Source organism: Actinoallomurus soli, assembly GCF_024055715.1.
GTDB classification, from domain to species: domain Bacteria; phylum Actinomycetota; class Actinomycetes; order Streptosporangiales; family Streptosporangiaceae; genus Actinoallomurus; species Actinoallomurus soli.
This window is the reverse complement of record NZ_JAMXMV010000006.1, coordinates 405,990-418,212: the sequence shown is the minus strand read 5'-3', so window position 1 is coordinate 418,212 and position 12,223 is coordinate 405,990. Positions and strand designations below refer to the sequence as shown.

The window sequence follows — 12,223 nt, the reverse complement described above, 5'->3', positions numbered from 1 at the left end:
GCGACACTTCCTCCCCCGACAAGTCCGTCGAGGGGAGAAGGCGTGACGCTGCACAATGCCGACGGGGACGGGCAACGGCCGGTGCGTGTCCACCCCCTGCTCGGCGAGGCGGATCCCGTCTCCGGTGTCGATACGGTCCTGCCACGCAACCGGCTGCCGGACGGCCCGATGCCACCGGTGACCGCGTACCGGCTCATCCACGACGACCTGATCCTGGACGGCAACTCCCGCCTGAACCTGGCCACCTTCGTGAGCACGTGGATGGAGCCGGAGGCGGCGGCCCTCATGGCCGACACCATCGACAAGAACATCGTCGACAAGGACGAGTACCCGCGGACGGCGGAGCTGGAGCGGCGCTGCGTCGCGATCCTCGCCGACCTGTGGAACGCGCCGGCCCCCGACGCCGCGATCGGATGCTCCACCACCGGATCCAGCGAGGCGTGCATGCTGGCCGGCATGGCGCTCAAGCGCCGCTGGATGCACCGCAACGCCGAGCGGTACGCCTCGGGCGCCCGGCCGAACCTCGTCATGGGCGCCAACGTCCAGGTGTGCTGGGAGAAGTTCTGCAACTTCTGGGAGGTGGAGGCGCGCCTGGTCCCGATGGAGGGCGACCGGTTCCACCTGGAGGCGGAACAGGCCGTGGAGATGTGCGACGAGAACACGATCGGTGTCGTCGCCATCCTGGGTTCGACGATGGACGGCAGCTACGAACCGGTGGCCGAGATCTGCGCCGCGCTCGACACGCTGGAGGAGCGTACGGGCGTGAACGTGCCCGTCCACGTGGACGGTGCGTCCGGTGGCATGATCGCCCCGTTCCTGGACCCGGAGCTCGTGTGGGACTTCCGGCTTCCGCGCGTCGCCTCCATCAACACGTCCGGCCACAAGTACGGGCTGGTGTACCCGGGCGTCGGCTGGGCGCTGTGGCGGGACCAGGAGGCGCTGCCCGAGGAGCTGGTGGAGCGCGTCAACTACCTGGGCGGCGACATGCCGACGTTCGCGCTCAACTTCTCCCGGCCCGGTGCGCAGGTCGTCGCGCAGTACTACAACTTCCTGCGGCTCGGTTTCGAGGGCTTTCGCGCCGTCCAGCAGCACAGCCGCGACGTGGCGACGTATCTGGCCGAGCAGATCGAGGCGATGGGCTGTTTCCGGCTCCTGACCCGCGGCGACCGGCTTCCGGTGTTCGCCTTCACCGTCGCCGACGACGTGACCGAGTTCGACGTCTTCGACGTGTCACGACGGCTGCGGGAGTCGGGCTGGCTCGTGCCAGCCTACACCTTCCCGGCTAACCGACAGGACCTCGCGGTGCTGCGGATCGTGTGCCGCAACGGGTTCTCCTTCGATCTGGCCGACCGCCTGGTCGAGGACCTGCGGAACCTCCTGCCGTGGCTCCGCAGACAGCCGGGACCGATGTTCGGCCCCGAGGACGCCCCCAGTTTCCACCACTGACGGCCTCCGCCCCGGCGGGGCCGGTCGTCCTCGCGTTGCTTGACGAAACCCGGCGACTTACGCTGGAGGCGTGCTCCACCGCACGTACGACGACCAGAACTGCTCCATCGCCCGGGCACTCGAGATCGTCGGTGAACGCTGGACCCTGCTGATCATCCGTGACGCGTTCGAGGGCGTCCGCCGGTTCGACGACTTCCAGGCCGACCTGGGCGTGGCGCGCAACGTCCTGACGGACCGGCTGAGCCGCCTGTGCGACGAGGGCATCCTCCGGCGCCACCGCTACCAGGAGCGGCCCGATCGCTACGAGTACCGGCTGACCCGCAAGGGTGTGGGGCTCTGGCCGGCGATGATGTCCCTGCTGCTGTGGGGCGACCAGTACTACGCCGAGGACGGCTCTCCGGTCGTCCTCACCCACCGCGGCTGCACGGGACGGCTGACGCCCGCCCTGACCTGCTCGGAGTGCGGCGCGGCGATGGGCCCCACCGACGTCGAGCCGCGGCCCGGTCCGGGTGCCCGGCCGACGGACCGGATCGTCCAGCAGGCCGGAGAAGCGGCTGTTTGATCATTTTCTTCCCGAGATCGGCGAACGATTCGCATCAGACCGTCATCTCATCCCCTGACAGGACATTGCGGGCGCCCGAAAGAGGGTGGCCGCCGAAATTCGGGGAGCATCGATGCGAGACAAGACCCGTCGCCGGATCCGGACCGCGGTCGTCGCGGGCGTCGTCGCCGCGGGCGGTTCGATCGCGGTGGCCGCGCCTGCCCTCGCCGCCACCACACCCGTCTGCAAGGCCGCGAACCTCACCGTGAAGCTCGGCCACGTCGACGCCGGGGCGGGCCAGCGGTACGCGACGCTGAACTTCAAGAACCGCGGCAAGACCTGCGTTCTGCGCAACGGCCTGACCGGCGTGACCTTCCTGAAGAGCGGCCCGGAGGGCGGTGCCCAGAAGGTCCGTACGACGGTTCATCACGCGACGGGCTCCGGCAAGGAGTCGATCGTCCTCAAGCACGGCAGGACGGGGCACCTCGACCTGCACTGGACGGTCGTGTCGGACAAGCCGATCACTCCGGACTCGCTGCTGTTCGCCCTCCCGTCGCACGGCGGGAACACCGCGGCCTCGTGGCACACCCTCATCGGGACGGCCCCCGGGAAGGGCGCCGTCCTCGACCTCGGTCACCTGCACCACTGACCGACCACGCGGGCCGGAGGCGGCATCGCGCCTCCGGCCCTTTTCCGGAGCACAGGGTTGCTTCATGAAACTCACCGATGATGCAATGGGTTTCGTGACGAAACTCATTCCCCGTTCAGCACCCCTGCGCCTTGCCGGCGGCGCCCTTCCGGTCGCCGGCGCGCGGCCGGACGAGGGCTCCATGCCGGTCGTCGGGGTGCGGCCGTACGAGGACGGCGACCGGGAGGGGGTGCTCGGCATGCGGCTCTCGACGCTCAGCCTGTACCGCAGGTTCTTCGCGGGGACGCCGCGGATTCCGGCGTTCTACGCGGAGACGCTGAGCCGGGTGGACCACTGGGACCGCGACGCGCTCGTCGCCGTCGCGGGCACCGAGATCGCCGGGATCGCCGAGTACACGCGCGACGCGACCCTGCCGGGGCTCGCGGACCTCGCGGTCATGGTCGCGGACCCCTGGCAGCGCCGGGGCGTCGGCCGGCGGCTGGTCACCGGCCTGACCCGGCTGGCCCGCGCCCGCGGGATCGGCGAGCTACGCGCCGACGTCCTGGTGGACAACCACGCCGCACGGGCGGCGATCGGCGGCCTCTGGCCGCACGCGGCCGCCGCCCACGGCGAGGACGGCGCGCTGATCTACCGGATCACGCTTCAGGACGGCTAGGACAGCTCGGACAGCGCGGCCAACTGGTCGTCGGTCAGGGTGAGGTTCGCGGCACCCATGTTCTCCTCGAGATGCTCCACGGAGCCGGTGCCGGGGATCGGCAGCATCACCGGCGAGCGCCGGAGCAGCCACGCCAGCGCCACCTGCGACGGCGTGGCGTTCAGCTCCTTGGCGATCTGGTCGAGGTGCCCGCCCGGTTTGGCGAGTTCGCCGACGGCCAGCGGGAACCACGGGATGAACCCGATGCCCTCCCGCTCGCAGTAGTCCAGGACGTCCTCGGACCGGCGGTTGGTCAGGTTGTAGAGGTTCTGCACGGTGACGATCGGAACGATCTCCCGGGCCCGCTCGATCTCCTCGACACCGACCTCGGACAGCCCGATGTGCCGGATCTTCCCCTCCTGCTGCAGGTCGCGCAGCTCGCCGAGCTGGTCGGCGAGGGGGACCTCCGGGTCGATGCGGTGCAACTGGAGCAGGTCCAGCCGCTCCAGGCCGAGCCGGCGCAGGCTCATCAGCACCTGCTGGCGGAGGTACTTCGGCCGGCCGACCGGATGCCATTCGTTCGGGCCCGTCCGGACGAAACCGGCCTTCGTGGCGATCTTCACACCGTCGTACGGGTGCAGTGCCTCGTGGATCAGCTCCTCCGAGACGTACGGGCCGTAGGAGTCGGCGGTGTCGATGAAGTCCACGCCGAGCTCGACGGCGCGCCGCAGCACCCGGAGCGCCTCGTCCCGGTCGGCCGGAGGACCCCAGATGCCGGGCCCGGTGATGCGCATGGCGCCGTACCCCAGGCGATTTACGGTCAGGTCCCCACCGATGGTGAACGTGGTTTCGGTCATGCCGCAACCGTACCCAGCAGCAATATCGACGAAGTTTCCCACCCTGTGGAATAGGAGAACGCCGTCGAAAAGGGCAGGATGACCCCATGGAGCACCAGAACCTTCTCGGCGGGCCGGCCCCGACCGAGCTGCCGGACAACGACGAAGCCCGACAGTCCCTGGAGGCCGGGGTCGACCCCTTCGAGGTCGTCGCCCGCTTCCCGGCGTACCCGGCCGGCTGGGCCGAGCTCGCCGACCGCGCCTTCGGGAAGGGCGACGTGATCGAGTCGTACGCCTACGCGCGTACCGGCTACCACCGCGGACTCGACGCGCTCCGCCGCGCGGGGTGGAAGGGCCACGGCCCGGTCCCCTGGGAGCACGCGCCGAACCGCGGGTTCCTGCGCGCCCTGCACGCGCTCGCCAGGGCCGCCGCGGCGATCGGCGAGGACGACGAGGCGGAGCGCTGCCGGACCTTCCTGCGGGACTCCAGCCCCACGGCGGTCGAGGTTCTGGCCTCCTGACCGGCACCTACCGTTTTCCTCGCGGTCATCCGGCGGGTACCCTCTGATCGCAAGAGCCCCTGTCGCTGCTGCTTGCGCCAGGGGCTTCGTCGATGCCAGGGGAGAGAGCTCCTATGCCGGCCATCGTGCTCGTCGGCGCCCAGTGGGGCGACGAAGGCAAGGGCAAGGCCACCGATATTCTCGGCGGCGACGTCGACTATGTCGTCCGATACCAGGGCGGTAACAACGCGGGGCACACCGTCGTCATCGGCGACCAGTCCTACGCCCTCCATCTGCTCCCGTCAGGGGTGCTCTCCCCGGACGTCGTCCCCGTGATCGGGAACGGCGTGGTCATCGACCCGGGGGTGCTGCTGGAGGAGATCGACGGGCTGCAGGCGCGCGGGGTGAGCTGCGACCGGCTGCTGATCTCGGCGAACGCCCACTTGATCATGCCGCACCACAAGGCCCTCGACAAGGTGAGCGAGCGGTACCTCGGCAAGGCCCAGATCGGCACCACCGGTCGTGGCATCGGGCCGGCGTACGGCGACAAGATCGCCCGGATGGGCATCCGGGTGCAGGACCTGCTCGACCCCGGCATCCTGCGCCAGAAGCTCGAGCTCGCGCTGCGCGACAAGAACCAGATCCTCGCCAAGGTGTACAACCGGCGCGCCATCGAGCTCAACCCGATCATCGAGGAGTACATCGCGTACGGCGAGCGGCTGCGCCCGCACATCGCCGACACCGCACTCGTGATCAACAAGGCGCTCGACGAGGACAAGCTGGTCCTCCTGGAGGGCGCCCAGGGCACGCTCCTCGACGTCGACCACGGCACGTACCCCTTCGTGACCTCCTCCAGCCCGACCTCGGGCGGGGCGTGCGCGGGCTCGGGCGTCGGCCCGACCCGCATCACCAAGGTGATCGGCATCCTGAAGGCGTACACCACCCGCGTCGGCTCCGGGCCGTTCCCCACCGAGCTGCTCGACGAGACGGGCGACTGGCTGCGCACGACCGGCGGCGAGTACGGCGTGACGACGGGCCGCAACCGCCGCTGCGGCTGGTTCGACGCGGTGATCGCCCGGTACGCCACGCGCGTCAACGGCGTGACCGACTACTTCCTCACCAAGCTCGACGTGCTGTCGGGCCTGGACAAGATCCCGGTCTGCGTGGCCTACGACATCGACGGCGAGCGCTGCGACGAGCTCCCGATGACGCAGACCGGGTTCCACCACGCCAAGCCGATCTACGAGGAGCTGGACGGCTGGCAGGAGGACATCTCCGAGTGCAAGACGTTCGAGGACCTGCCCAAGAAGGCGCAGGACTACGTCCGGGCGCTGGAGGAGATGTCAGGAGCCCAGATCAGCGCCATCGGCGTCGGTCCCGGCCGTGACCAGACACTTCAGCTCCACTCCCTGATCTGACTTGCCGACGTGACGGCCCTGACCATTCAGGGCCGTCAAGTCGTACGGGACCAGACCTTTAACGGGCTGGTCTTTTTTCGTATTGCCCTGGTACGCGAAGATCACGGGCTGTAGTCTTTGCGACTTAATGAGTACTGACCCGAAATGTGGAGCACTCGCCTCCCCCCTTTCCACCTCGAGGATCTGAGGAGCGATACATGTCGGCGGTCGCCTTCGTGTGCCTGACGGCCGGGCTCCTGGTCGCCGTGGTGCTGCTCGTACGGGAGCGGCAGATCTCCTCCCGGCTGCGCCGCCGCGCCGGCACGCTGGAGGAGACGGCGCGCGTCCGCGACGAGGAGCTGCGCCACCTCGTCGCCGTCCGTACCCCGGCGCTCGTGGAGTCCCTTTACGGCAAACCGGTGGCGGTGCCCGGCCCGCGCAATCCGAGTTTCGCGGGAACCAGCGCCGAGCAGGGCATTCGGGCGATCCTGAGTATGTTCACGGACTACGCCGAACGCGCGAAGGAGCGGGCGGACCAGTCCGCCAAGGTCACCCTGAAGGCCATGATGCGCGCCGTGCAGAGCCTCGCCAATGAGCAGCAGCTGGCCATCTCCACCATGCAGGAGCGCCACGACGACCCGGACGTCCTCGAAGGCCTCATGAGAATCGACCACATGAACGCCCAGCTCGGCCGGCGCGCCCAGGCCACCGCCGTGCTCTGCGGGTCGTGGCCGGGGCAGCAGAGGTCCGCGGCGGCGCTGGTCGACGTCGTACGCGGCGCGACCTCCCGGATCCGCGACTACCTGCGCATCGACGTCCAGCCGCAGTCGAACATCGCCGTCATCAGCCGCGTGGTCGAGCCGGTCGTGCTGGCGGTCGCCGAACTCCTGGACAACGCCGCCCGCCACTCCCAGCCGAACACCACCGTCGAGGTCAACTTCCGGCAGGCGCACAACGGCGTCGCCATCGTGATCGACGACGCCGGCGTCGCCATGGACGCGGAGGAGATCCAGCGGGCCGAGCGGCTGCTGTCCGGGCGGGATTCCGTGGACATCAACCGGCTCGGCGACCCGCCGCAGGTCGGCTTCGCCGTCGTCGGTGTGCTGGCCGCGCGGTACGGCTTCCGGGTGTCGGTCGACAGCAGCTCGCCGTACGGCGGTGTGCGCGCCGTGCTGTTCCTCCCCGGCGAACTGCTGACCCACCTCGACACCGAGCCGGCCCCCGCACGGAGCGAGCCGCAGCCGCGACGCGCCGAGCAGCCGGTGTGGACGGAGCCGCGGCCCGTACGCGCCGAGCGCCCCGCACCGGCCCTGCCCACCGCGCCGAGCGCGCCGACCCTCCCGGCCCCGCCCGTCGTCCCGACCGCACCGCCCGCGCCGAGCGCACCGGCGATGCCCGCTGCGCCGGGCATGTCCGGCCAGGTGCCGTCGCCGGCGCGGGAGCAGCGCGCGGTCACCGCGAACGGCCTGCCGAAGCGCCGGCGCGTCACCGACACGGGCGAGCAGCCCGCACCCTCGATCGAGCCGCCGCCCTCCACCCGCCCGCCGCGTGAGATCGCCGCCGGGATGGGCGCCTGGCAGCGCGGTACCCGAGCCGGCCGCGCCACTGGTTCTCCGGACTCCGAAGGGAATATCGCCGAATGACGCAGGACGCGAACAACAAGCTCGGCTGGATGCTCGACGATGCCCTGAAAATGCCGGAGACCCGGCACGCCATCCTGCTGTCCGCGGACGGCCTGCTGATGGCGTACTCCAAGCGCATCAGCCGTGACGACGCCGAACGCCACGCGGCCGGGATGTCCGGGCTGCAGTCGCTGGCCCGCACGTCGGCGGAGTTCTGCGGGGACTCGCGTACCACCTGGCGGCAGACCGTGACCGAGTTCGACGACGGATACGTCTTCCTCGTCGCCGCCGGTCCCGGCGCGTACCTCGCGGTCTCGACGACGGAGCGGGTCGACATGGAGGCGATCTCCTTCCGCCTGCAGGAACTCGTCCAGCGCCTGGGCAAGGAGCTGACCGCTCCGCCGAGACAGGTCCCGGGAGTCACCGCGTGAGCGAGCGAGCCATGAGCACAGCGCCTCCGGTCACTCCTCCGACGAAGGAGGACGCGTGAGCGCGGCCAGGCGGGAGCGGGCGCTCGTACGGCCGCACGTGGTGACGGGCGGGCGCGCCCGCCCGACCCGCAACATCTTCGACCTCGTCACGCTCGTCATGGCCGCGCGCTCGGACCTGAACGGCCTCAACCCGGAGAAGCGCCGGGTCCTGGAGCTGTGCCGGGGCGGCGCCCTCTCGGTGGCCGAGGTCGCCGGTCATCTCTCGCTCCCCATCAGCGTCACCAAGGTCCTGCTGTCCGACCTGGTGGACAGCGGCCACATCGTGACCCGGGTCGGCGGTACGGACGACGGCGAGACCTCGACCCGGCTTCTCCAGGAGGTGCTCGATGGACTCCGCGCTCGTCTCTGACGGCACTTACGTACGCGACACCGTACGGACCTCGGTCAAGCTGCTGATCGTCGGGCACTTCGCCGTCGGCAAGACCACGCTGGTCGGCACGCTGTCGGAGATCCGCCCGCTGCGCACCGAGGAACGGATGACGCAGGCCGGCGCCCTGATCGACGATCTCGCGGGCGTACCCGGCAAGGAGACGACCACCGTCGCGATGGACTTCGGCCGGCTGACGCTGAGCGAGGAACTCGTGCTGTACCTGTTCGGGACGCCCGGGCAGCACCGGTTCACCCAGCTGTGGCACGACCTGTCGCGCGGGGCACTCGGCGCGCTCGTGCTGGCGGACACCCGGCGGCTGGAGCAGTCCTTCGACATCATGGGCTTCCTCGAGGAGCAGAAGCTCCGGTACGCCGTCGCGATCAACCAGTTCGACGGCGCGCCGGCCTTCGCGGAGGAGGAGCTGCGCGAGGCGCTGGACCTGCTGCCCTCGACGCCGCTGATCTTCTGCGACGCGCGGGACCGGACGTCCTCGACCCGCGCGCTGATCACCCTCGTCGAGTACCTCATCGCGGTCCAGAACGGGAGCATCCGTGAGTTCTGACGCGTTCGCGCCCGCGCCCGGATGTCCCGCCCACGGCGGGCGGACGCCGCTGTACGGTCCGGACTTCGCGGCCCACCCTCAGCGCGTCTACGAGGCGCTCCGCCGGTACGGTCCGGTCGCTCCCGTCGAACTGGCCCCGGGCGTTCCGGCCTCCCTCGTCATCTCGTACGGCGCCGCCCTCGAGGTGCTGCGCGACCCCGTCACCTTCCCGAAGGACGCCCGCCGCTGGCAGCAGAGCGTCCCGCCCGACTGCCCGGTCCTGCCGTTCATGATGTATCGGCCGGCCTGCAACCTGTCGGACGGCGCCGCGCACGCCCGGCTGCGTACGGCGATCGCCGACAGTCTGTCCAGGATCGACTCGAACGTCCTGCGCGAGTCCGTCGAGCGCAACGTCGAAACGCTCATCCGGGGGTTCTCCGAGAAGGGCACGGTGGACCTGCGCGCCGAGTACGCGCTGCTCCTGCCCCTGATGGTGTTCAACGAGATCCTCGGCTGCCCGCCCGACCTCGGAAAACGCATCGTCACGGGGATGCGGGGCATCGTGGAGAACGTCGACACGGCGAACAGCAACCAGATCGCGGAGAAGGCCGTGGCCGAACTGGTCGCGCTCAAGCGGGCCCGGCCGGACCATGACCTGACGTCCTGGCTGATCGCCCACCCGGCCCAGCTGACCGACGACGAGCTGATCGCGCAGATCATCCTGCTCGTGGGCCTCGTCACCGAGCCGGAGCAGAACCTGATCGCCAACGCGCTGTTCCTGCTGCTGTCCGACGACCGGTTCGCCGGGGATCTGTCCGGTGGCAGCCTGCCCGTCGAGGACGCGCTCGATGAGGTCCTGTGGGCCGACCCGCCGCTGGCGAACTGGGCGATCAGCTACCCCGCGCAGGACGTCGACCTGCGCGGCGTACGGCTGCCGGCGGACCAGCCGGTCGTCATCGGCTTCGCGGCCGCCAACACCGACCCCGCGGCCGCGTCCACGAACCGGGCGGGCAACCGCGCCCACCTGGCCTGGGGCGCGGGTCCGCACAAGTGCCCGGCGCAGGGGGAAGCGCGCCTGATCGCGGCGGTCGCCGTCGAGAAGGTGCTCGACGCCCTGCCGGACATGGAGCTGGCCGTGCCCGCGGACCGGCTGGAGTGGCGGCCCGGATTCGCCCAGCGCGCCCTGGTCTCGCTGCCGGTGCGCTTCTCGCCCATCCACATTCCGCCGCGTCCGACCCCCGGCAACCAGGAGATGGGCCTCGCCGGCGGCCTGGCGACGGCGCTGCGCAACGCCGGTCCCCGGCGGAGCAACGCCCTGGCCCGCTGGTGGCGCGGCGAGTGATCTTCAGAGCCTCACGGTGACGGAGAGGCCGCCGCCCGCCCGCGGGACGGCGGTCACGGTGCCGCCGTGGGCGCTCGCGATGGCGCGGACGATGGACAGGCCGAGGCCGGTGCCCCGGTCGGAGCGCACCCGGTCGCTCCGCAGCCGCCGGAACGGCTCGAACAGCGTCTCCACCTCGTAGGCGGAGACCACCGGCCCGGTGTTCGCGACGATGACCTCGGCGCCGTTCGCGGTCCGCCGCGTGCACAGCCACACCTCGCCGCCGTCGACGTTGTACCGGATCGCGTTCTCGACGAGGTTCTGCACGAGGCGTTCCACGAGGACCGGGTCGCCCTCGGTCGGCGCGCGGCCGAGGTCGCGGTGCACGGTCAGGCCCCGGTGGTCCGTCTCCGTCTTGGCCTGGTCCAGGACGTGCGCGCCCACGTCGCCGAGGTCGAGCGGTGACGTGTCGACGACGATGTTCTCGCTGCCCGCGAGGGTGAGCAGCCCTTCGATGAGCCGCTCGTGCCGGTCGCCGACGACGAGCAGCGACTCGCCGAGCCGCTTGACGTCCTCGCTCGCGTCGGGACGGCGTACGGCCACGTCGATGAGGGTCCGGTTGATGGCCAGCGGCGTGCGGAGCTCGTGCGAGGCGTTGTCGACGAACCTCCGCTGCGCCTCGAAGGCCCGCGCCAGCCGCTCCAGCATCGTGTCGAACGTGTCGGCCAGCTCTTTCACGTCATCGCGCGGCCCGTCGTAGGTGATCCGCTCGGTGAGGTCACGGCTGCGCGCCACCCGCCGGGCCGTATCGGTGATCCTGTGCAGAGGACGCAGCGCCCGGTCGGCGAAGAACCAGCCGAGGCCGAGCGCGGCCGCGCCTACGACGCCGAGGGCGATGCCGCCCTGGGTGAGCAGCGAGTCGAGCGCCTGCTGGGCCGAGTCCTGCCGTGCCTTCAGGACCATGCCCTTCGCCTGCCCGGCCGTGTAGAGCACCTGGGCGGTGGACTTACCCGGAATCGGTTTGACGGGGGTTCCGGACGCGCCGATCTGGACGGCGGTCACCCTCGCCGCCTGGGTTCCCTGGGTGTTGTTCTTGACGAGCAGGTAGGTCACCGCCAGCAGCACGAGACCGCCGACCAGGAACAGGCCGCCGTACACCAGCATGAGCCGGACACGGATCGTGGGCTGCAGCCGCCGCGTGAGTGCCGTCATCGGATGCGGTACCCCGCTCCCGGGACGGTCTCGACGACCGGTGGATCGCCGAGCTTGCGGCGGAGCTTCATCATCGTCACCCGTACGGTGTTGGTGAAGGGGTCGGTGTGCTCGTCCCAGACCTTCTCCAGCAGCCGCTCCGCCGAGACCACCGTCCCGCCCGCGCGCAGCAGTTCGGCGAGCAGGCCGAACTCCTTGCGGGCCAGGTGCACGTAGCGCCCGTCCCGGTAGACCTCCCGGCGCGCGGGGTCGAGCCGGATCCCGGCGCGCTCCAGCGCCGGCGGGTCGGCCGGGCGCGCGCGGCGACCGAGCGCGTGGATCCGGGCCACCAGTTCCTCGAACGCGAACGGCTTGGTCAGATAGTCGTCCGCGCCGAGCCCGAGGCCCTCCACCCGCGCCCGTACGGCGACGGCGGCGGTGAGCATCAGCACCCGCACGTGCGCCCCGGACTCCACGACCGCCCGGCAGACGTCGTCCCCGTGTACGACCGGCAGGTCGCGGTCGAGTACGAGCACGTCGTAGTCGTTGACGCCGAGGAGTTCGAGGGCGGCGTCCCCGTCGTAGGCCACGTCCACGGCCAGGGCCTCCGCCCGAAGCCCCTCGGCGATCGAATCGGCGAGCATCCGCTCGTCCTCGGCGATGAGTACGCGCACGCTTCCCGTC

14 protein-coding genes are annotated in these 12,223 nt (G+C 70.7%); 11 read left to right on the top strand and 3 right to left on the bottom strand.

All coding sequences use genetic code 11. The features are described 5' to 3' along the window. The first annotated feature begins 42 nt into the window (after nucleotides 1–42). The 4 genes from NDW01_RS18600 to NDW01_RS18585 all read left to right on the top strand — a co-directional run bounded on the left by NDW01_RS18600 (nucleotide 43) and on the right by NDW01_RS18585 (nucleotide 3,291). Entirely contained in the window at nucleotides 43–1,446 is a 1,404-nt protein-coding gene (locus NDW01_RS18600; protein ID WP_252822180.1) for a glutamate decarboxylase, read from the top strand. Nucleotides 1,447–1,516: 70 nt separating this feature from the next. After that, on the top strand, nucleotides 1,517–2,008 hold the full coding sequence (locus tag NDW01_RS18595) for a winged helix-turn-helix transcriptional regulator (protein ID WP_252822178.1): 492 nt from the start codon (nucleotides 1,517–1,519) through the stop codon (nucleotides 2,006–2,008). Between the two features lie 112 nt (nucleotides 2,009–2,120). Then, nucleotides 2,121–2,636 (top strand): DUF4232 domain-containing protein, encoded by a 516-nt coding sequence (locus NDW01_RS18590; RefSeq protein WP_252822176.1) that lies wholly within the window; start codon nucleotides 2,121–2,123, stop codon nucleotides 2,634–2,636. A gap of 85 nt (nucleotides 2,637–2,721) precedes the next feature. After that, on the top strand, nucleotides 2,722–3,291 hold the full coding sequence (locus tag NDW01_RS18585) for a GNAT family N-acetyltransferase (RefSeq protein ID WP_406567734.1): 570 nt from the start codon (nucleotides 2,722–2,724) through the stop codon (nucleotides 3,289–3,291). Here NDW01_RS18585 and NDW01_RS18580 read toward each other — a convergent pair. Continuing rightward, complete coding sequence (locus tag NDW01_RS18580; protein WP_252822172.1) at nucleotides 3,288–4,127, bottom strand: aldo/keto reductase; 840 nt, start codon at nucleotides 4,125–4,127, stop codon at nucleotides 3,288–3,290. The genes NDW01_RS18585 and NDW01_RS18580 overlap by 4 nt on opposite strands. 86 nt (nucleotides 4,128–4,213) lie before the next feature. Here NDW01_RS18580 and NDW01_RS18575 point away from each other — a divergent pair, with 86 nt between their 5' ends. The 7 genes from NDW01_RS18575 (at nucleotide 4,214) to NDW01_RS18545 (ending at nucleotide 10,369) form a co-directional block, all read left to right on the top strand. After that, nucleotides 4,214–4,627, top strand: a complete 414-nt coding sequence (locus NDW01_RS18575) for a DUF3151 domain-containing protein (protein ID WP_252822170.1) — start codon at nucleotides 4,214–4,216, stop codon at nucleotides 4,625–4,627. A 113-nt stretch (nucleotides 4,628–4,740) separates the two neighbouring features. Next, nucleotides 4,741–6,024 carry an adenylosuccinate synthase gene (locus NDW01_RS18570; RefSeq protein WP_252822168.1) on the top strand — a complete coding sequence of 428 codons (1,284 nt, stop codon included), beginning with the start codon at nucleotides 4,741–4,743 and terminating at the stop codon, nucleotides 6,022–6,024. A gap of 197 nt (nucleotides 6,025–6,221) precedes the next feature. Next, nucleotides 6,222–7,646 (top strand): ATP-binding protein, encoded by a 1,425-nt coding sequence (locus NDW01_RS18565; RefSeq protein ID WP_252822166.1) that lies wholly within the window; start codon nucleotides 6,222–6,224, stop codon nucleotides 7,644–7,646. Further along, nucleotides 7,643–8,056: a roadblock/LC7 domain-containing protein gene (locus tag NDW01_RS18560; protein ID WP_252822164.1), complete on the top strand. Its 414-nt coding sequence runs from the start codon at nucleotides 7,643–7,645 to the stop codon at nucleotides 8,054–8,056. The genes NDW01_RS18565 and NDW01_RS18560 overlap by 4 nt, the downstream gene beginning before the upstream one ends. Nucleotides 8,057–8,111: 55 nt before the next feature. Beyond that, nucleotides 8,112–8,465, top strand: a complete 354-nt coding sequence (locus NDW01_RS18555; protein WP_252822162.1) for a DUF742 domain-containing protein — start codon at nucleotides 8,112–8,114, stop codon at nucleotides 8,463–8,465. Further along, a complete protein-coding gene (locus NDW01_RS18550; protein WP_252822160.1) occupies nucleotides 8,443–9,048 on the top strand; it encodes a GTP-binding protein in 606 nt (201 codons plus the stop codon). The genes NDW01_RS18555 and NDW01_RS18550 overlap by 23 nt, the downstream gene beginning before the upstream one ends. Beyond that, nucleotides 9,038–10,369 (top strand): cytochrome P450, encoded by a 1,332-nt coding sequence (locus NDW01_RS18545; RefSeq protein ID WP_252822158.1) that lies wholly within the window; start codon nucleotides 9,038–9,040, stop codon nucleotides 10,367–10,369. The genes NDW01_RS18550 and NDW01_RS18545 overlap by 11 nt, the downstream gene beginning before the upstream one ends. A 3-nt stretch (nucleotides 10,370–10,372) precedes the next feature. Here NDW01_RS18545 and NDW01_RS18540 read toward each other — a convergent pair whose 3' ends face one another. Then, nucleotides 10,373–11,560 (bottom strand): sensor histidine kinase, encoded by a 1,188-nt coding sequence (locus NDW01_RS18540; protein ID WP_252822157.1) that lies wholly within the window; start codon nucleotides 11,558–11,560, stop codon nucleotides 10,373–10,375. Further along, the gene (locus NDW01_RS18535) at nucleotides 11,557–12,213 is read right to left on the bottom strand and encodes a response regulator transcription factor (protein WP_252783868.1); all 657 of its coding nucleotides are present in this window, start codon (nucleotides 12,211–12,213) and stop codon (nucleotides 11,557–11,559) included. Before NDW01_RS18535 ends, NDW01_RS18540 begins: the two co-directional genes overlap by 4 nt. Between the last annotated feature and the right edge of the window lie 10 nt (nucleotides 12,214–12,223).